This window comes from Ruegeria sp. BA12 (genome assembly GCF_056539625.1).
This window is the reverse complement of sequence record NZ_JBQFVF010000001.1, coordinates 434,574-451,929: the sequence shown is the minus strand read 5'-3', so window position 1 is coordinate 451,929 and position 17,356 is coordinate 434,574. Positions and strand designations below refer to the sequence as shown.

The 17,356-nt window shown below is 57.0% G+C and carries 16 protein-coding genes; 6 read left to right on the top strand and 10 right to left on the bottom strand.

The genetic code is table 11. The features are described from left to right. Positions 1 to 4 precede the first annotated feature (4 nt). The 3 genes from ACR0B0_RS02250 (at position 5) to ACR0B0_RS02240 (ending at position 1,955) form a co-directional block, all read left to right on the top strand. Entirely contained in the window at positions 5 to 409 is a 405-nt protein-coding gene (locus ACR0B0_RS02250; RefSeq protein WP_170348227.1) for a DUF2160 domain-containing protein, read from the top strand. A 66-nt stretch (positions 410 to 475) separates the two neighbouring features. After that, positions 476 to 871 carry a BlaI/MecI/CopY family transcriptional regulator gene (locus ACR0B0_RS02245; RefSeq protein WP_170348226.1) on the top strand — a complete coding sequence of 132 codons (396 nt, stop codon included), beginning with the start codon at positions 476 to 478 and terminating at the stop codon, positions 869 to 871. Next, positions 858 to 1,955: a M56 family metallopeptidase gene (locus ACR0B0_RS02240; RefSeq protein ID WP_480646239.1), complete on the top strand. Its 1,098-nt coding sequence runs from the start codon at positions 858 to 860 to the stop codon at positions 1,953 to 1,955. Before ACR0B0_RS02245 ends, ACR0B0_RS02240 begins: the two co-directional genes overlap by 14 nt. A gap of 5 nt (positions 1,956 to 1,960) precedes the next feature. Here the strand turns inward: ACR0B0_RS02240 and ACR0B0_RS02235 are convergent, their stop codons facing one another. Further along, a complete protein-coding gene (locus ACR0B0_RS02235; RefSeq protein ID WP_480646237.1) occupies positions 1,961 to 3,364 on the bottom strand; it encodes an MATE family efflux transporter in 1,404 nt (467 codons plus the stop codon). A gap of 311 nt (positions 3,365 to 3,675) precedes the next feature. Between ACR0B0_RS02235 and ACR0B0_RS02230 the strand changes: the two genes are divergently transcribed. Next, complete coding sequence (locus tag ACR0B0_RS02230; RefSeq protein ID WP_480646235.1) at positions 3,676 to 4,140, top strand: putative molybdenum carrier protein; 465 nt, start codon at positions 3,676 to 3,678, stop codon at positions 4,138 to 4,140. 29 nt (positions 4,141 to 4,169) lie between these two features. Here ACR0B0_RS02230 and ACR0B0_RS02225 read toward each other — a convergent pair whose 3' ends face one another. Further along, positions 4,170 to 5,705: a trimethylamine methyltransferase family protein gene (locus tag ACR0B0_RS02225; RefSeq protein WP_480646233.1), complete on the bottom strand. Its 1,536-nt coding sequence runs from the start codon at positions 5,703 to 5,705 to the stop codon at positions 4,170 to 4,172. Next, positions 5,702 to 7,054 carry an MmgE/PrpD family protein gene (locus tag ACR0B0_RS02220; RefSeq protein WP_480646231.1) on the bottom strand — a complete coding sequence of 451 codons (1,353 nt, stop codon included), beginning with the start codon at positions 7,052 to 7,054 and terminating at the stop codon, positions 5,702 to 5,704. The genes ACR0B0_RS02225 and ACR0B0_RS02220 overlap by 4 nt, the downstream gene beginning before the upstream one ends. Before the next feature lie 247 nt (positions 7,055 to 7,301). On the opposite strand from ACR0B0_RS02220, the gene ACR0B0_RS02215 reads away from it, so the two are divergent. After that, a complete protein-coding gene (locus ACR0B0_RS02215; RefSeq protein ID WP_480646229.1) occupies positions 7,302 to 8,180 on the top strand; it encodes a LysR substrate-binding domain-containing protein in 879 nt (292 codons plus the stop codon). Between the two features lie 13 nt (positions 8,181 to 8,193). Here ACR0B0_RS02215 and ACR0B0_RS02210 read toward each other — a convergent pair whose 3' ends face one another. The 6 genes from ACR0B0_RS02210 to ACR0B0_RS02185 form a co-directional block, all read right to left on the bottom strand. Beyond that, positions 8,194 to 9,213 (bottom strand): D-cysteine desulfhydrase family protein, encoded by a 1,020-nt coding sequence (locus ACR0B0_RS02210; protein ID WP_480646228.1) that lies wholly within the window; start codon positions 9,211 to 9,213, stop codon positions 8,194 to 8,196. Between the two features lie 7 nt (positions 9,214 to 9,220). Next, positions 9,221 to 9,955, bottom strand: coding sequence for a TSUP family transporter (locus ACR0B0_RS02205; RefSeq protein ID WP_170348220.1), 735 nt, complete (start codon positions 9,953 to 9,955; stop codon positions 9,221 to 9,223). A gap of 111 nt (positions 9,956 to 10,066) precedes the next feature. After that, positions 10,067 to 10,807, bottom strand: a complete 741-nt coding sequence (locus tag ACR0B0_RS02200; protein ID WP_480646226.1) for an aspartate/glutamate racemase family protein — start codon at positions 10,805 to 10,807, stop codon at positions 10,067 to 10,069. A gap of 37 nt (positions 10,808 to 10,844) precedes the next feature. Beyond that, positions 10,845 to 12,083 (bottom strand): NAD(P)/FAD-dependent oxidoreductase, encoded by a 1,239-nt coding sequence (locus ACR0B0_RS02195; RefSeq protein WP_170348218.1) that lies wholly within the window; start codon positions 12,081 to 12,083, stop codon positions 10,845 to 10,847. Positions 12,084 to 12,087: 4 nt separating this feature from the next. Beyond that, complete coding sequence (locus ACR0B0_RS02190; RefSeq protein ID WP_170348217.1) at positions 12,088 to 14,301, bottom strand: TRAP transporter permease; 2,214 nt, start codon at positions 14,299 to 14,301, stop codon at positions 12,088 to 12,090. An 81-nt stretch (positions 14,302 to 14,382) separates the two neighbouring features. Next, positions 14,383 to 15,390: a TAXI family TRAP transporter solute-binding subunit gene (locus tag ACR0B0_RS02185; RefSeq protein ID WP_170348216.1), complete on the bottom strand. Its 1,008-nt coding sequence runs from the start codon at positions 15,388 to 15,390 to the stop codon at positions 14,383 to 14,385. 127 nt (positions 15,391 to 15,517) lie between these two features. On the opposite strand from ACR0B0_RS02185, the gene ACR0B0_RS02180 reads away from it, so the two are divergent. Beyond that, a complete protein-coding gene (locus tag ACR0B0_RS02180) occupies positions 15,518 to 16,486 on the top strand; it encodes a LysR family transcriptional regulator (protein ID WP_480646224.1) in 969 nt (322 codons plus the stop codon). Positions 16,487 to 16,596: 110 nt separating this feature from the next. Here the strand turns inward: ACR0B0_RS02180 and ACR0B0_RS02175 are convergent, their stop codons facing one another. Further along, positions 16,597 to 17,352 (bottom strand): ABC transporter ATP-binding protein, encoded by a 756-nt coding sequence (locus ACR0B0_RS02175; protein ID WP_480646222.1) that lies wholly within the window; start codon positions 17,350 to 17,352, stop codon positions 16,597 to 16,599. Positions 17,353 to 17,356 lie beyond the last annotated feature (4 nt).

The following is a 17,356-nucleotide window of genomic DNA, read 5'->3' as shown; positions in this document are numbered from 1 at the left end:
CGAAATGCGAAAATTGCTACTCATCCTTCCCTTCCTGCCCTCGACGGCTTTTGCACAGGCTCAGGCCGGATGGGGCAATGTCGGCCAGCAAGAGGAAAAGGGCTTTTCCTGGACCGCACCCCTGTGGCCCGATTTCTGGATGGCCTGGACCCCGGCCACATTGGCCGTATTCGTAGGCATCTTTTCGGCCATTGCCCTGATCGGCGTTCTCGAAGGTTTCAAGTACCGCGACGGCATCGAACGACGGGGTGTTTTAGGCCTGACAACCACGCTGGGCGACCGGCTGTTCATCACCCTGCTGGGATCAGCCTATATCTTTCTGGCCTGGCTTGGTCTGGTGGGTCAGCCGGTCTGGACACCACTTTTTCTGTCCGTCGGCTGGGGCATCTTCGTCTTCTGGAAAGTTTAAGCTTTGCGAAACAGCGAAAGGATGCTTGTCTGTCAGGCATACTAAAAAATGCGACACGAAAGACCGATGCGAAAGAAAAAAACAACAAACCTGCTGACCGAAGTAGAACTTGAGTTCATGAACGAGCTCTGGGCGCTGGGTCAGGGCTCGGTCCGTGACGTGCTTGATCGCCTGCCAGCCGAACGCAATCTGGCTTATACATCTGGCGCCACCATCCTGCGTATTCTCGATGAAAAAGGATTTGTCGAAAGCCGCAAGGATGGAAAGACGCTGATCTATACGCCGCTGCTGGAGAAGGACAGATATCAGGCGCGGTCGCTGCAAAACTTGTCGCGGACCCTGTTCGACGACACGCCCGCCACACTGGTCGCGCGATTGGTTGACGACGCAGGGCTCAGCGAAGCCGATCTGGAGGAAATTCGAGCACTGGTAGAGAGGAGACTGCAAAATGACAGCGGTTAAACCGGTTCTCGACGCGTATCTTGAATTGAATCTGGTCCTTGGGTTAGCCGCGCTTGTGTGGCTGGCAGCCCGAGGCATTCTGTCCAAAACATCCTTCAGCCACGGATTTGTGGCGCAACTGCGCGCGCTCAAGGCGCTTTGCCTGTGCGTCGTCCTCAGCCCCGTTCTGGCATTGGGTGTGTCCGTGCTGGCCACTCACACCCCGGCAAAAGGCACTGTAGCCATCGGTGACATCGCCGTGGCGGCCTATCTGCGTGGTGATATTGCCATGCCAGCCACCCAGTTCGAAGCCTTGCTGAACACACGCCAGCGTTGGGTCGATGTTTTGTTCAGCGGGGATCACCCCGTTGTTTTGGTGATCCTTGCGCTGTTGGCGCTGGCAGCGTTGATTTATACCCTGCGCGTCATCCGCGACGGGCTGTCGATCCGCGAGACAGTGAACACCAGCTTTCTTTGGCGACGCTCTGCCAAGGTGGACATCCGCCTGTCCGACCGCATCGCCGTTCCCTTTGCTGTACGCGGCCTGCGTCGACGCCATGTAGTGCTGCCCAGCCATCTGCTGGATTCCCCGCACGAAATGCGCTTTGCCCTTGCGCATGAGCTGCAACACATCCGCGCCGGTGATGTAGAGTGGGAGCTGGGGTTCGAACTGCTGCGTCCCCTTCTTTTCTGGAACCCCGCCTATCTGGTCTTAAAATACCAGTTCGACCGCCTGCGTGAGTTGGCCTGTGATCAATCGGTCGTTGCCCGCAAAGGCATCGACACGCAGGACTACACCAGCTGTCTTTTGGACTATTGCGCCCGAACAGTTGTGCGCGGCAGCCCGCGTGTGCTGAATGTTGCTCTGGTTACGGGAGGCAAAGCTAAGCGGGTTCTGCGGCAACGCGTAATCGCACTGGCCGATGCGCCTTCGGTTAACTCATCTATGCCGTTCATGTTCCTAGGCCTGACAATCTTGTTTGCACTGGTTCTAGGCCTCGGTGCCGCTTCGATCCAACAGACCGAGGATTGGAGCCACGATCGGCTGATGCTGTCGACTGTCGTCAACCTGGAACGGCTAGAGGCGCGCAATCAGGGCAACTGATTGATCTACCAACCTCGCCGCCCAAACAGCGCCTGCAATCGGGTCTGCCCGGCAAACGGGTCCATCGGTTGCGGCGTAGCCAGTTTTGATACGACCCGGCGGACCAGAACCCAGCAGACCCCCGCAAAGATCACGCCGCCCAGGGCCTGCCCCAGCAGAACGCCGGGTGCCCCCGCGATATAGGCGCCCGCTACAGCAAAGGGCCATGTGCCCAAGGTATGCCGCCCCCAGTTCACCCAGGTCGAATACACGGGGTGACCCAGATTGTTGAAACTGGCATTCGCAACAAAAACCACACCGTTAAAGAACGATGCCAAGGCCAGCGGCCCACAAAACAGGTAAATCAGTGCGCGCGTTTCCCCCTGCGCCTGAAACAGATCGGCAATCGGCGCGCGCAACAAGTATAAGGTGGCGGCCATCAGGCAGACATAAACAGCGGTGAATTTGACCCCGGCCAGAAAACTCTGCTTTACACGGTCGAACTGCCCCGCCCCGAAATTCTGCCCGACAATAGGTCCAATGGCCCCGGACAGGGCAAAAATGACCGAAAATGCCACGGGCAATAGCCGCCCGATCACGGCCATGCCAGCCACCGCATCCGTTCCGAACTGTGCAATCTCGCGAATGACGATGGCATTGCCGATGGGGGTGGCGATATTGGTCAGAACGGCAGGTACGGCAATTGCGCTGACCGGACGAATATCCGCCCCAAGCTGCTGCAAAGAGGGCCGACCAAACCCGCGGTGTACCCGCACCGCCGGTCTGACCGTCGCGATCAACATGCAAATACGCGCAATCACCGATGCGATGGCCGCCCCATCCAGCCCCAGCCCGACAGCAAAAATTAGGATCGGGTCCAGCACGGCGTTTGCCACACCGCCATAAATCGTGGCCAACATCGAACGCCGAGCATCTCCGTAAGCGCGCAGAACCGCCATACCGGTCATCGCCACAGCCATCACCCACATGGTTGGCAAAATGATCGAGGTATAGCGGGCAGCCAACCGCAGCACCTCGCCTTCTGCGCCCAGAAGCGACAGAAAGAACGTCAGATTGAACAGGACGATTACAGACACGATCAACCCGACGACGGCCCCCAGAACAGCCACACTGGTGCCGAATTGGCGGGCTTGTTCGTGCCGCCCGGCGCCAAGTTCCCTAGCGACCAGGGCCCCTGCCGCAATCGAAAGGCCAACATTGACCGAGTTGGTGAAGAACAAAAGCGTCCCGGCATAGCCAACAGCTGCGGCCAGCGCATCGTTTCCCAACATCGAGATGAAAATCATGTCGACGAAATCAACGGCGAAAATTGCCATAAGACCAATACTGGTGGTCAAGGACATCCGGGTCACGTGCCCCATCAGGCTGCCCGTCAGAAAGACCGCCTTGCTGTCAGATTGTGTCGCCATGCCTTATTAGCCTTTTTGAATGCGGGCACTTCTCTGGTTCTGTTGGGGGAACTGCCCGGTAAGCCCCCAGTTCCTCTTGCACTACCTGAGAGCCGTACAGGAACTACAGGACAAATTCGGACCACTCTGACCGTACGGCAATTGCGTCCAAGGCGACAAACCGACCTTCAGGTGACAGTTTGACGATCCCATGAACCGCTCAAAATCCGTTTCGCGCAAGGGGTGAATACCTCCAGCCCTTTGAATTTCGCCGGTTTGCGGTACCCCGGCAACCTGACTAATCTAGACCACAACAAATAGGGGCGTGAGTCATGAAAATTGTCTCAGGTGGACAGACTGGCGTAGATATGGCTGCTTTGGAGTTCGCACGCCAAAACGGTTTTGCATACGGTGGCTGGGTCCCCAAAGGGCGCATGAACGAGGATGGAAGGATTCCGGCCCAATTCGACGGTCTGACCGAAACGCAATCCGAAGACGTTGTGGAACGCACTCGCTGCAATGTCTTATCGAGCGATGCTACCTTGATCTTTGTGGATGGCTCAATCAGCCCCGGCACGCAGCAAACTATTGTTTTCGCAGAAGAAGCTGGAAAGTTACATCTGACCGTCGACGTCAGAAAAGGAATAGCGACCAGTGCCGCGCATGTCAGTGAGTGGCTGCAGGCAAACCCGGTGTCGGTTCTGAACATCGCCGGCCCTCGCGCCTCGGAAGCACCACAAATCGGGGCGCAGGTCCGGGCGGTGCTGGATCGGATTTTGAGTGAACTTAAGAAGTGAAATCCAAGGTTTAGTTTCGTCGCCCATTCTCATGGAAAATACCTGCCAATCTCGGGAAATCGCTGCGCGATGTCGGTTGCTGTTTTTGCCCCGAACACGGGCGTTGAATCACCGGCAAGAATCGCGTCGGTCCGGGCGCGTGCAGAAGCGATCAGACTGGGTGATCCTGCATCGGACCACGCCTGTGGTGTCGTCCGATCCGCAAGTGCGGGATAGTAATAGTCGCTTTGCATGCGGCCCAGGGTTTGACTCGCGCCCAGAAAATGCCCCGGACCGTTCAGGCACATGTCGCGGATCACATCGAAGGCGAGCGCATCCTCGGTGATCTCAAACCCGCGCGTCGCACGCATCACCGATCCAATTAGGTCGTTATCCAGGACAAAACTTTCCTTGCTCGCCGCCAGAAGCGAGCCGTACATGCCAGCGGCTTCGTAAATCAGATTGGCCCCGGCCAACGCGCTGAGCAATTCGGTGATGCCCTTTTCATACCCTGCCTGAAAGTCTGGCAGCTTGCTGTCCGTCATCCCCGCGCTCACCGCACAGGGAATGCCATAATATTGCGCCATCTGCGCACAGGCCGCCATCAGCACGCCCTGCTCGGCACTGCCACCGGACATCGCGCCGGTGCGTAGGTCGCTGACAAAGGGCAAGGCACCAAATAATGCCGGGTGCCCGGGATTCAGCAGGTTCAGATAGACCAACCCGGCCAGAACTTCGGCTGTTTGCTGAGCAACGGCGCCCGCCAAAGGCGCGGGGCTTGTCGCACCCGCCTGCCCTGCCGACACCAGTTTTAACGGTGTCCCGGTCTCGGCTGCGCATTCGATTATTCGCAGTGCTTCGGCAGCAAAAGTCAGGGGCGGCACGACAAAACACGTGGAAACACAGCAGAACGGCCTTGCCCGCCAAGCCGCTTCGCCGCCCGCAATCATATGGAACATCTCAATCGCCGCACGCATTGTTTCGACAGAGCTGAAGGACGTTCCGATTGGCTTGGCGGTACCCGCTGCGCAGGCGAAGGCCGTGCTCATCTCCATTGCATGCGTGTCAGGAATATCCCGGGCGACCACGGTGCGCTGAAACATGTGAATGTTGGGCAGCGCTTCGGCCAACCGCGCCATGTCGTGCAGGTCCTTCAGCGTGCTGTCGCGCACCTCACCTGTCGCGCTGTCGACGATATGGACCGCCGCGCCCGAGGTACCAAGGTGGATGCGCGTACCGCTTGGATCAAGGTCGTATTCCGGCCGTTGACCGTACAACGTGAAACCCCGGCCAACCGTTGTTAACACTTGCTCCACCAACTTGGACGGAAACAAAAGCCGACCAGCATCCGAAACCAATCCCCCGGCAGCAACGACGGTGTCGACACAGCGGGGCGTCGCGTTGGCCATGCCAATCTCGGCCAGAATGCGAAGTGTGGTTTTGTGGATGGCCGCAATCCCCTCAGTTGAGATTGGGCGATATCGCCCACCTTCGATGCCCGGCCAGATCGCGGTGGTTAAGCCAGTTCCCGCCCCACCCTTTCGCTGAGCCTTGCGGGCGGCCCGTCCTGATCTTACGCGGCTCATGCGTATTCTCCCTGACGGCAGAACAACGAGGACACGGCAGGTAGCTCGGGCCAAATCCGCAACTTTTCGACCCAGCTTTCGGGCACTGGCCCGGTATTGGCCGCAAACTTCTCCCAAAGCTGTGATTGTGACATCGGCGACTGCGGCGCACCTGTGGGAAAGCTGCAGCTTTCCTCGATGATCTGCCCATCTTGGAACGTCACCACAAGCCGGTCTGGGTCCTTGGCCGAATAGTTTTGACCGGACTGATTGGGCGCAAAAGCATGCACGCGAGACTTGCCAATCAGGCGTTCAATCATCGGTTTCTTCCACGCCTGCTGCGTGAGATCGGCAAGCGTCAAATTACCATTTACCAACCCCATAGCCGCTACAAATGGCAGGCTGAACAGAGCCTCTGGGATGGACCTGGGTTGCACGAATGGTAGCACGGCGGCGTGAAAATCGGGCACATAAAGGTCAATCGCGGTGATCTTCGTCGGATCAATCCGGTCACAAAGGCGACGTGCGCAGGTCATGATCCGATGGGTATACCCGCAGCTTGGCCAGGGTTTCAGAACCAGCCCGTATTCGACCAGAGCGTATCCCGTTCCCAGTTTGCCCAGCGCCGCCTGCAACCGATCAGGCACAAGCCCGCCCATCAAAACCGCCTGCCCCCGCTCATGATCCAGCACATGTGCTTGACCGGTGACACCGGCGCGAGCCAAACAGGCGGCCTCGACCCCTGCTCGCGCAGCGAACCCCGCCTGAACCGGCTTGGCATTAGAGCCGAACTGACAGGTATATCCACCAATCGCACTGATTGAGAGAGACATCGCATGGGTCGTTTCCGATGCGTCCAGCCCCATCAATCGCGCGCAAGCTGCAGCAGCGGCCGGAGCCCCAAAAGTCGCGGTAGAATGCCAGCCAGCGTCGTAATGTTCGAAATTCAACGCCTCACCCAGACGTGCGATGACTTCAAACCCCGCCAAATAAGCTTGCGTCAGATCACGACCCGTTGCCTTTGACCCCATAACAGCCAGCATCGCGGGAAGCAAAACAACGGTCGGATGCGTATTGCCGGGCAATTCCCAATCGTCAAAGTCCAGCGCGTGTCCCGCAACTGCATTCAGAAACGCGGCATGCGGGCGCGAGGTTTTCATTTTGGCACCCAGCACCTCAGCCCCGCCTTCCACTGACATAGCCTGCACTGCTGCGCGTGCTTTGAAGGCCACTTCGGTTCTTACACCTGCCAGAATGCAGCCCAGCGTATCGATCACCCCATCGCGCAGCACGGCCAGGGTATCCGGGTCGGGCGTAAGCGGATCGTCGACCACAAAGCGGGCCAACCGACAAAGGGCGGGTCGGGTCATGGCACACCTTTGTTTAACAGGATGATACCCGTGGTTTTCATTCAGAAAAACCTTCATCCGGCGCCTGGTACGGCGGATCCAATGCTTCGGCCCGCATCCGTGATTGCGGATCACAATGAACTGCTATTTGCACTTTCATAATGCACCTCATTCTTGGAATGCTGTTATTCTTCAAGAATGCTAATTCCGCTTGTTTTTTCCGGAAAGATCGAAAAACCTTATACTCGACATTCCATTGAGGAATGATATGGCCGCGCCAAATTGGAAACTACTTACCGCTTTTGAGGCAGCTGCACGACACCGCAGCTTTACGCGTGCCGCGCAAGAACTGAATGTTCAGCAACCGGCAATCAGCCGCCGCGTTGCCGCGCTTGAAACGGAACTTGGCGTCAGACTGTTAAATCGGACCCGCCCCAACGTCTCATTAACACGCGAAGGCGAAGTTCTGTTCCGCGCCGTTGCCAGCAGCATTCTACAAGTTAGCAGCGCGGCAGAACAGATTTGCCGCCGTCCGGACAAAGATGTTATCACCGTCAACACCACCATTGGCTTCGCCAGCTGTTACTTGATGCAGCGCCTGCCTGCCTTTCGTACCGCGCATCCCGAAATCTCAGTCGAGTTGATTTCCCGGGACCAAAACAACGCATATGGGTCTGGTGCCGACATCATCATTGCGTTTGACCACCCGGACAGGTTGCCGGGGATCAGGCACCGCCTGATCTTTCAGGAAACCATGGTTGCAGTGGCGCATCCTGAAGTCGCGAACACCATCCCTGACACCCTGGCGGCCCTGGCGCAAAGCCCGCTTCTCCACCTTACAATGGGCAATCACACCGACGACTGGAATACGTTCTTCGCAGATACTGGCCTTACACCGCCCCCGCCAGTGTCCGAGCGGAAATTTACCAGTTTCATGGTCTACCTGCAGGCTGCTTTGAACGGGGATGGTGTGATCCTGGGATGGCAAACACTGTTGCAGGACCATTTTGACCTTGGGCAATTGACGCCGGTGACCTCACGGCGCCTAAATACTGAACGGGGGTACTTCGTGTGCCTGACAGAGCGCGCGCAAAGCAATGCGGCTGCTTTGAATATTATGGATTGGCTTGCAGACGCCACCCCATAAGCAGCAGGCCGTCTTACTGCAGGCTGCCCAACAACTCGCTTTGGTAACCAAACAGCGCAGGCAATCCTCCGGTATGCAGCATGACAACCTTCTGTCCTTGTTGAATTTTCCCTGTTTCAACCAAATGCAACAACCCCGCAAAGGTCTTTGCGGTATAAACGGGATCAAGGAATATTCCTTCTGTCCGGGCCATCTTTTGCAATGCGGCTTGTGTCTTAGCGCTCAACTTGCCGTAACCCGGGGGCAAGGCCTCGTCCATAACCTCAATTCTGTCTTTCAGAGGGTCCGCTTCGATGCCCAGCAAATCTGCCAGCTTTTGCAGGACAGTTTCCATGCGCGCATGCTGTTGGGTTTTGCCGCGACGCACGCAGACACCGAAGACCGGCGCGGACACCTCTGACAGCGCGACGCCGGTTAGCAAGCCACCATGTGTCGCCCCACTGCCCGACGGCACGACAACCGCATCAAAATCACGCATCTGCTGGCACAGTTCCTGACCCGCTGCGACATACCCCAAAGCACCCAACGGAGGGTGATGTAGCCCCAGATGAATGACGTAAGGCTTGCGCCCCTGTGCCTTTAACTCATCCGCGCGCGCATGCAGGGCTGCATCTGCGCCGGCTTCGTCCTCACCCAGAGGATAGCTCATGTGTTCCGCGCCGAGTATTTTGGCCAACAGAACATTCCCCGAGGTGTAATAGTCGGGGGCCATGTCTGGCACACGCTCTTCCAGTTGCAGGACCGACTGCATGCCCAACCGTGCAGCTGCTGCGGCGGCGGAACGCACATAGTTGGATTGGACCGCACCTGTGATCAGAACAGTATCAGCGCCTTGCTGTATGGCGTCACCGAAATAGAATTCGAGCTGCCGTGTCTTGTTTCCCCCAAAACCAAGCCCCGTCAGGTCATCGCGTTTCAGCCACAGATCAATGCCCAGTTCGTTGGACATTTTGTTCAGGCGCTCCAGCGGCGTTGGGCCGGACATAAGCTTAGCGCGTGGGAATTGGGCCAGTATATCAGTGCGTGTCATCATTTGCCCCTCAGAGATAAGCCATCGCATAGGCACGTTGAAAGAGAACACAGCAGGCAATCAGCGAAACCAGCCGAATTGCAGCAGTGATAAGTGGTTGCGGCAAGTACGGGCCGATGGCGCGGCCGATCAGGCTACCGACCAAAGTAACCGAAGCGAACGCCCATAACTGCGGCCCGAACGGGTTTGTCTGCACCGAAGACAAACTATGCAGCAAAAACGCGGTGCCATAGGCGACCAGAGCAATGGGTTGGACCAGCTTCGCGACTTCCTTGGCCTGATGACCTTTCGCAATCAGACCGAACACCATCAGGGGCCCGGGCGTCGCTGCCCAAACGGTTGCAAGCCCGGATAACCCTGACACGGCTGAGAAACCCGCCGTACCAATGGCGCGGTGAAACGGGATAAGGGTTGTAATCAACCCGATCAGTAGCAAGCAGGCCGTCAGGGTCAGAACGAACACGTCGCTTAGAAACGGGTAGATTGCCAGGCCAGCGATCACACCGACAAGGCAACCGGCAATGCCGATGAGGGTTGTCTTTCGTTCGATCGCAAGGATGCGCCGGTCAGTGGCGACCACGGACACAATGGTGTTCAACAGCAATAAAACGGGCACAGCTGTCGATGTACCCAACATGATCATCATTGGCGGGCCTGCAATGATGCTGAACCCGATCCCTACCCCGACCTGAAGTACTGCGCCTAAGCAGATGGCGACCATCAGGATGGATAGTTCGACAGACACTTCCACACCCCCTTGGTCATTGTCACCCCTTGCAAGGATTGGCATATCCGCAATTGCGGACCGGGGTCCATGCCTTTCCGATATGGCACGAAGCGCCTGGCCTGCAGATTTTTACGTCCAGGGCATGATCCCGGAATACGCGCTGCGCGTGGCAACGGAATGCGCCATCTGAGCCAATGTCGTCAGATCAAATACTGGCAGCTGAAATTCTTGCTGAATCCGCGCGGCGTAGGGCGGCAGATCGGTGCATTCCAGAACGATGGACCGGATGTCAGGCGACTGCCGCTTCAGGTTGCGCACTGCATCCATCAATTCGGCCTCGATCAGATCGGTGTCCATACGGGTTCTTGTGTTGCGCAGGATCACTTCGGCGAATTCACTGGTGTGCTCCAACCCTTGTACGACCACGGGAATACCAGCCGCTCCGACGCCTTCGAAATGCCGGTCCGTCAGTGCCGATGCATCTGCGGTCACCACGCCCACCGGCGCCTTGGCTCCGGTCATGTGAAAGGCCAGAGGCACCTGGATCAGGCTGGACGCAAATACAGGAACAGACACTGCTGCTGCCAGTTCCTTCTGAAACAGGGCGAGAAAACCACAGCTGCCGGTAATGGCTCGTACGCCTTCAGCTTCTAGCCTCTGCGCACCTTTGATGAATGGGTCAAGCAGCTCGGGTGTGGGGTTGTTCAGCAGGGTCGGGACAGTAACGTCGTCGATCATTTCATAAAGGACCGGAAACGGCAGGCTGGACGGATTCTTGATATGCCCCGGAGGTTTGGGGAAATAGCTCTCAAGACAAAGAACGCCTATTGAGGCCCCACAGATATTCTGACCGCCTTCATAAATCGGCATGGTATTCAAATCCTTTCAAGGTGAGTGTGCCGCAGGTTCAAAACCGGGTCGGTGAAAATGGCGCCAGATCGACGTTGGGCTTGCGTCCCGACACAAGATCGGCAACCAGTTCGCCGGTTTTAGGGGCCATCATCAGGCCATAATGGGAATGCCCGAACGCCGTAAAAAGCCCGGCCTGCCCGTCAAGTTGCCCAATCGCAGGAAGGCTGTCTGGGAATGAAGGCCGCCGACCCATCCAGAACTGTGCCTGGCTGGTATCAAGATCCGGCACCATCGCCTTGGCTTGCTCTGTCAGAATTTTTTCTTTGCGCGGATCGGCCGGTGCGTCGACCTTTGCAAACTCGGCCGTTCCGGCAACCCTAAGCCCATCGACCATCGAGCTGGCAACGACCTTTGCATCCACATCCATGACCGAATTGTTCAGGCTGGCAGCAGGGTTCTGAAACTGAACATGGTATCCCCGCTCAGCGACAAGCGGAACGGTTAGACCCAGCGGTTTCAAAAATTCAGCAGACCATACGCCAGCCGCCAGAATAATGTTGCGCGCGAGCAGCGTTTCTTGCGGTGTGGACAGATGCCATCCGCCACCTTGGACAAAGGTCAGTCCAGTGACCTCGGTCTTTACGATCTCTGCCCCCTGCGTGCGGGCTTTTTCCGCCAGAACCGCGCCAACGCGCCCCGGCGAGGTTAAACGGGCCTGACCTTTGATCAGCACCGCCGCTTTGAATTCGGACGTCAGCGCAGGTTCAAGACGCAGTAGTTCGTGCCCGTCAACACGCTCAAGATCACCACCTTTTTCCTGACGGATAAGATAGTCGAGACCTTCCAAATCAGCCTGTTCGGGGCGACGGAACGCATGAACATAGTAGCTGTCGGTAATCAGATCTTCGCAGCCAGTGCCTTGCAGATGCCGACGGTACAGGTCAATTGACGGGCGACACAAAAGATCCATCGCATCCGACACTTCGCGAACGGTCTTTTCGCCGGAATTGCCCAGAAAACGTAAACCCCAGGGGATCATCTTTGGCCAGAAATTGGGCCGCACCGAAAGCGCGCTTTTCGGATCCAAAAGCATTTGGGGAAGCTTCTTCCAGATCCCCGGCATCGCCTGCGGGATAATCGACCAGGGCGACACCACACCCGCATTCCCGAACGAGGTTTCCTGACCCGGCTCGCCTCTATCGACAAGCCGGACCGGAATGCCACGCTCTTGCAGCGACAAGGCGCAGCAGATGCCGACGATGCCGGCACCGATAATGGTGACTTGTTCTGTCATTTCATCAGGCCGCCGAATGACTGCGATTGCGGGCGATCAACTGCGTGATGATGACTGGCGAAGCCACGGCCAGCGCGACCAGATCGGCAGTCAGGGTCGGCGCCACGAAAATGACCCCGGCGACCGCCATCAGGATACGCGACACCATGTTCAACGGGCTCAGCCAGTATCCCACGACGGCTGCGGACAGGGCGATAACCCCGGCGATACAGCTTGATGCCGTATAGGTGAATTCCCACAGGTCAAACCCGGTCGAAGACACAAACAGAAGAACCGGCGCATAGACAAAAGCCATCGGTGCAATCACCTTACCCAACCCGAGCGTAAAGGCAGATAGCCCGGTACGGAACGGGTTCGAGTTCGCAATGGCCGCCGCCGCATAGGCCGAGGTACAGACTGGCGGCGTGATTTCCGAGACCACCCCATAGTACAGCACAAACAGGTGGCTGGCGATCGGCGGGACGCCAAGCTGCGCCAGCGCGGGCTGCGCGACGGACACCAGCATGATGTACAGCGCCGTGGTGGGGATACCCGCGCCCATCAGGATGCAGACGATGGCGATGAAGACCAGCGAGATGAACAGTTGCAGGTCTTCCATCGCAAACAGTTGGAAGCTGCCAAACGAGATCATGTTGTACAGATCCGATGCCAGATTGCCTGCGCCCTGCGTCACCATAAACCCGATGCGGAACCCGATACCGGTAGTGTTGATCACTCCGACCACAATGCCCACTGCTGCGGCAGCGGCACCCACGGCCAGCGAATATTTCACGCCCAGCTCGACCGCCTGCAGCATTTCGGGCACTTCGATCCGTTTTTGCGGGTTGAGCGTTGCGACAACCGAAAGGCCGCACAGAATGGCCGTCATGGTCAGATCAAATCCGCCATCCGAGAATTTCCAAAGGACAAAGGCCAGGAAGGCGGCTGCGTAGATCAACGTTGGAGGTTGCTTGATCCGCGACATGCCCGCAATCACTGCCAGCGAAATACCACAGAAGGCCGACATGAACGGCGTGTAACCGGTGAACAGGACCACCAGCAGACCGATCAGAGGCACAATGTTCGCCCACCCTTCGGCCCACACAGCCTTGAGCTGCGGCAACTGCTCTTTGGCCAGACCCTGCAGGTTCAGTTTACGCGCCATCAGATGCACAACGGCGAAGACGCCGACATAGTGCAGGATCGCTGGGAAGATCGCCGCAATCACGATGGTGGTGTACGGAACCTCAAGGAACTCGGCCATGATAAACGCCGCAGCGCCCATGATCGGTGGTGTAATTTGACCACCAGCCGAAGACGCGGCCTCGACCCCGCCCGCAAAATGGCCGGGGTATCCTAGGCGCTTCATGTTTGGGATAGTCAGCGCGCCGGTTGATACGGTGTTGGCCACCGAAGAACCCGAGATCGTGCCGAAGAAGGCCGAGGATACCACCGACACTTTTGCCGGACCGCCAGTATAGCGGCCCGCCAAAATCGTCGCGTTATCGATGAAAAGCTGTCCCAGACCTGTACGCTGCGCAATCACGCCGAACAGGACAAAGTGAAACACGATTGTTGAGACAACCCACAGAGTGACGCCATAAATACCCTCTTGCGGGAAATACATCGACGACACGAAAGTTTTGAAGTTCACACCGGGATGTTGCAGCAGACCGGGGAAATACGGCCCCAGCAGCGCGTATGAAATGAATACACAGATGATCAGCGGCAGAACCCAACCCAGCGTGCGGCGCGCGATGTCCAGCACCAGCAGGATGATGACGACGCCCAGGAACACGTCATAGCCGTTTGGGTTGCCCATTCGGAACGTCTGCTCCTCGATCCCCAGAAAGGGAATGCCACGCCAGGCGAAGCCGACGTACAGCGCGGCAATGATACCCAGCGCCATGAAGACCAGATCGTAAAGGGGGATGTTGCCGATGCGGAACCGGCTGACTTTGAGCGCATACAGGCTTTGCGACCCGATAATCGGAATGGTCGCGTAAACCAGAATGAACAGCAGGGCCAGATAGATGCCCATATGCCAGTGGTCGGCAGGCAGGCCGAACCCGGCAGTAAAGAATTCATAGAAAGCAAAGATCAGGGCAACGACGCGCAGGACCTTACCGGTGGTTGGTGTGACCTGACGAACAGCGGCGCCTTCGTCGAACTGTTCTTCGATGGCCGCAAGTTCCTCGGCCGTCAGTTCGTGGTCATCAAGTTTCTGGGTCTCGGTCATGATGGCCCCCTGATTTCGCATAATTCAAGTGTGCGGTGCCCCGAAATGGGGCACCGGACGATAGGTTACGGTGGGATTTGATTACTGAAGAAGCCCAGCTTCTTTATAGAACTTCTCGGCACCCGGATGCAGCGGAACGCCCAGCGCTTCGACGCCGTCCAGCGCGGTATCTGGCGTGATCTGCTTGCCTTTGGCATGGCCATTGTCCAGCAGCTTGCGTGTGTTGTCGTTCCACATTGCCTTGGTCAGTTGATAGACCAGATCATCCGACAGGTCCGAGGACACAACCAGCATCGCGCTGACCGCCGGGGTCTTGGTTTCGCCATCGATACCTTCATAAACACCACCCGGAATGGCCGAGGGGATATAGGCCGGAATGATCTCGTTGATCTTGGCCAGATCTTCGTCGCTGAAGGAATGCAGGTTCATACCCTTGGTCGAGGACAGCTGTACCATCGCGGCAACCGGCCAGCCTGCGGCATAGAAGTAGGCGTCCAGCTGACCATCGGCCAAACGCTCGGCGCTTTGGCTGTTGTTCAGTTCGGCTTCGTCCATGTTGTCACGGTTAACACCCCAGGCGTCCAGCATCTGCAGCACGGCAACCTGCGTGCCGGAGCCAGCCTGCGCGATACCGACGCGCTTGCCTTCCAGATCACCCAGATCGTTGATCGTCGATCCGGCAGGCAGCACCAGGTGCAGGTCTTCGGGGAACAGATTGGCGACAATGCGCAGCTTGGGGTGCGGTTTGCCTTCGAACTTGCCCTCACCCAGATACATCGAGCGGGTGACATCCGCCGCCGCAAGGCCAGCTTCCAACTCACCGTTCTGAACAGCCGCGTTATTGAACACCGACGCGGTGGTCGATTGTGCAATCGCGATCAGACCAGGAACACCGCACTGGCCGCCTTCTTCACAGGGGCGCGAACCCGGAGGGGCCGAGATACCGTTTGCTATGGTGCCGCCGATGGGGAAGTAGGTTCCGCCAGCACCGCCGGTGCCGATGCGGAAAAAGGTCGGGTCCTGCGCCAACGCCGGTGCGGCCAGCGCGCCAGCCAAAGCCAGTCCAGTCAAGCATTTCACTAGTTTCATTGTCATCTCCCAAGTTGGAACGTCGGATTCGGTTCGCCCGACTTCGATCCTGCAAGCGTAAAGGCAATTCTCATAAATACAAATTTGTTATATTTCACAAAATTAAATTTTAACTTATATATTGAGCATGAACCTCACCCAACTCACCGTTTTTCGCGAGGTGATGGAGTCCGGCTCCATCTCTCAGACTGCCAAGAAATTGCATCGGACGCAGCCTGCTATCAGCCTTGCCCTCAAGAACCTCGAAAAATCTTTGGGCCTGACATTGTTTGAACGCAAAGGACGTCGGCTGGTTCCGGTCCCCGAGGCGCATTACCTTCTGGCCGAGACCGCGGGCATTCTGGATCGCCTGTCAACGATCTCAAACACCATGGAGGGTTTGATCAAAGGGCATTCCGGCAGCCTGAATATCGCAACGATGCCGGGCCCTTCGGCCTTTTTGTTCCCGCGGTTTATCAGTCAGTCGGTGGGTGAAAACCCGGACATTCAAATCACGTTGTCCTCGCGGAGTTCTCCGCAAATTATGGAACTTGCGGGAACGCAGAATATCGATTTCGGCTTTGCTGATTTCGAGCATTCAGCCGGACGAAAAGCACAATATTCGGTCGAACTGATTCAGGCAGACTGTTTCTGCGCGATAGATTGCGATCATCCGCTTGCGTCCCAGGACAGCATTACGATTTCCGATTTGGACGGAACGCCGATGGGCGGGCTATACGCAACCCATCCGTTTCAGCGCAAAGTCCGGCGAGAGTTTCAGAACATATCCGCCAACTATAACCCTACCGTGACCTGTCAGTATTTCCTACCGCTCATTCCGTTTGTAAGTTCGGGCCAGTGCTGCACGATAGTTGATCCGCTGACCGTCGCAACGGAACGTGAGATGAACCTGTCCAACGACAAGGTTGTGTTCGTGCCTTTGGACAATCCGCTCAGGTATGAATATGCGATCCTTGAACCCGCTCACCGCCCGCCGTCTCAGTTGGCCTTAAAGATCAAGGCTGGTTGGAAAGCCGAAGTTCTAAAAATGCTCGAGGAAGTGAAGGCCAACCCCCACACAGAATGGGTTGGTGACGTGCGTGGCCAGCAGGTTTGACTGTCTTTGAAAGACGGGCAATGGTTTATCCGAAACCGCCCAAATCAGCGAATTTCAAGCACCTGAAAAGCCTAATATTTTTAGACTTTTCATGCGGCTAAACAGGATACTTATATCGCCAGATACTCTTCCCGAAGATTGGTATCTTCCAGCACCTCGTTCGCAGTCCCGTCAAACACAATGCTCCCAGTATCCAGAATAATCGCCCGGTCCGCCAGTTCCAAAGCACGAACGGCGTTCTGTTCGACGATGATCGTGGTCATGCCCTGTTGCTTGACATGAATAAGCGTTTTTTCGATCTCGTCGACGATGACAGGGGCCAAACCTTCATAAGGCTCATCCAAAAGCAAGACCTTGATGTCTCTGGCCAGTGCTCTGGCGATTGACAGCATCTGTTGTTCGCCGCCGGACAACGTAGTTCCCTCTTGTTTGCGGCGCTCGCCCAAGCGCGGGAACAACTCGTATAACCTTTCCAACGACCATCCAATCGGCGGCGCGATTTGCGCAAGCTGCAGGTTTTCTTCGACAGTTAGGCCCGGAATAATTCGCCTATCTTCCGGGACAAGACCAAGACCCGCAGCAGCCGCTTCGTAGCTTGTCATATTGTGCAGCGGTTGGTGATCCAGCCAGATTTCGCCATGCCTTACTTCCGGCTCTCCGACCCTTGCGATGGAACGGAGCGTCGAGGTCTTGCCAGCGCCGTTTCGCCCAAGAAGAGCTAGAATCTCACCTTCATGTACATTGAAGCTGACGCCCTGAACTATGTAGCTTTCTCCATAGTATGAATGCATATCCCACACCGAAAGAAACGCAGGTGCGGTACTGGCCCTGTTCGCGTTTTTCGAAAAGTCAGGTTTCTCGTTCATAGCT

Coding starts and splice junctions, on each gene's coding strand:
- ACR0B0_RS02230 (WP_480646235.1), top strand. CDS start 3,676: ATGAAAATTGTCTCAGGTGGACAGACTGGCGTAGATATGGCTGCTTTG.
- ACR0B0_RS02225 (WP_480646233.1), bottom strand. CDS start 5,705: ATGAGCCGCGTAAGATCAGGACGGGCCGCCCGCAAGGCTCAGCGAAAG.
- ACR0B0_RS02200 (WP_480646226.1), bottom strand. CDS start 10,807: ATGCCGATTTATGAAGGCGGTCAGAATATCTGTGGGGCCTCAATAGGC.
- ACR0B0_RS02185 (WP_170348216.1), bottom strand. CDS start 15,390: ATGAAACTAGTGAAATGCTTGACTGGACTGGCTTTGGCTGGCGCGCTG.
- ACR0B0_RS02195 (WP_170348218.1), bottom strand. CDS start 12,083: ATGACAGAACAAGTCACCATTATCGGTGCCGGCATCGTCGGCATCTGC.
- ACR0B0_RS02240 (WP_480646239.1), top strand. CDS start 858: ATGACAGCGGTTAAACCGGTTCTCGACGCGTATCTTGAATTGAATCTG.
- ACR0B0_RS02250 (WP_170348227.1), top strand. CDS start 5: ATGCGAAAATTGCTACTCATCCTTCCCTTCCTGCCCTCGACGGCTTTT.
- ACR0B0_RS02175 (WP_480646222.1), bottom strand. CDS start 17,352: ATGAACGAGAAACCTGACTTTTCGAAAAACGCGAACAGGGCCAGTACC.
- ACR0B0_RS02235 (WP_480646237.1), bottom strand. CDS start 3,364: ATGGCGACACAATCTGACAGCAAGGCGGTCTTTCTGACGGGCAGCCTG.
- ACR0B0_RS02210 (WP_480646228.1), bottom strand. CDS start 9,213: ATGATGACACGCACTGATATACTGGCCCAATTCCCACGCGCTAAGCTT.
- ACR0B0_RS02180 (WP_480646224.1), top strand. CDS start 15,518: ATGAACCTCACCCAACTCACCGTTTTTCGCGAGGTGATGGAGTCCGGC.
- ACR0B0_RS02245 (WP_170348226.1), top strand. CDS start 476: ATGCGAAAGAAAAAAACAACAAACCTGCTGACCGAAGTAGAACTTGAG.
- ACR0B0_RS02190 (WP_170348217.1), bottom strand. CDS start 14,301: ATGACCGAGACCCAGAAACTTGATGACCACGAACTGACGGCCGAGGAA.
- ACR0B0_RS02215 (WP_480646229.1), top strand. CDS start 7,302: ATGGCCGCGCCAAATTGGAAACTACTTACCGCTTTTGAGGCAGCTGCA.
- ACR0B0_RS02220 (WP_480646231.1), bottom strand. CDS start 7,054: ATGACCCGACCCGCCCTTTGTCGGTTGGCCCGCTTTGTGGTCGACGAT.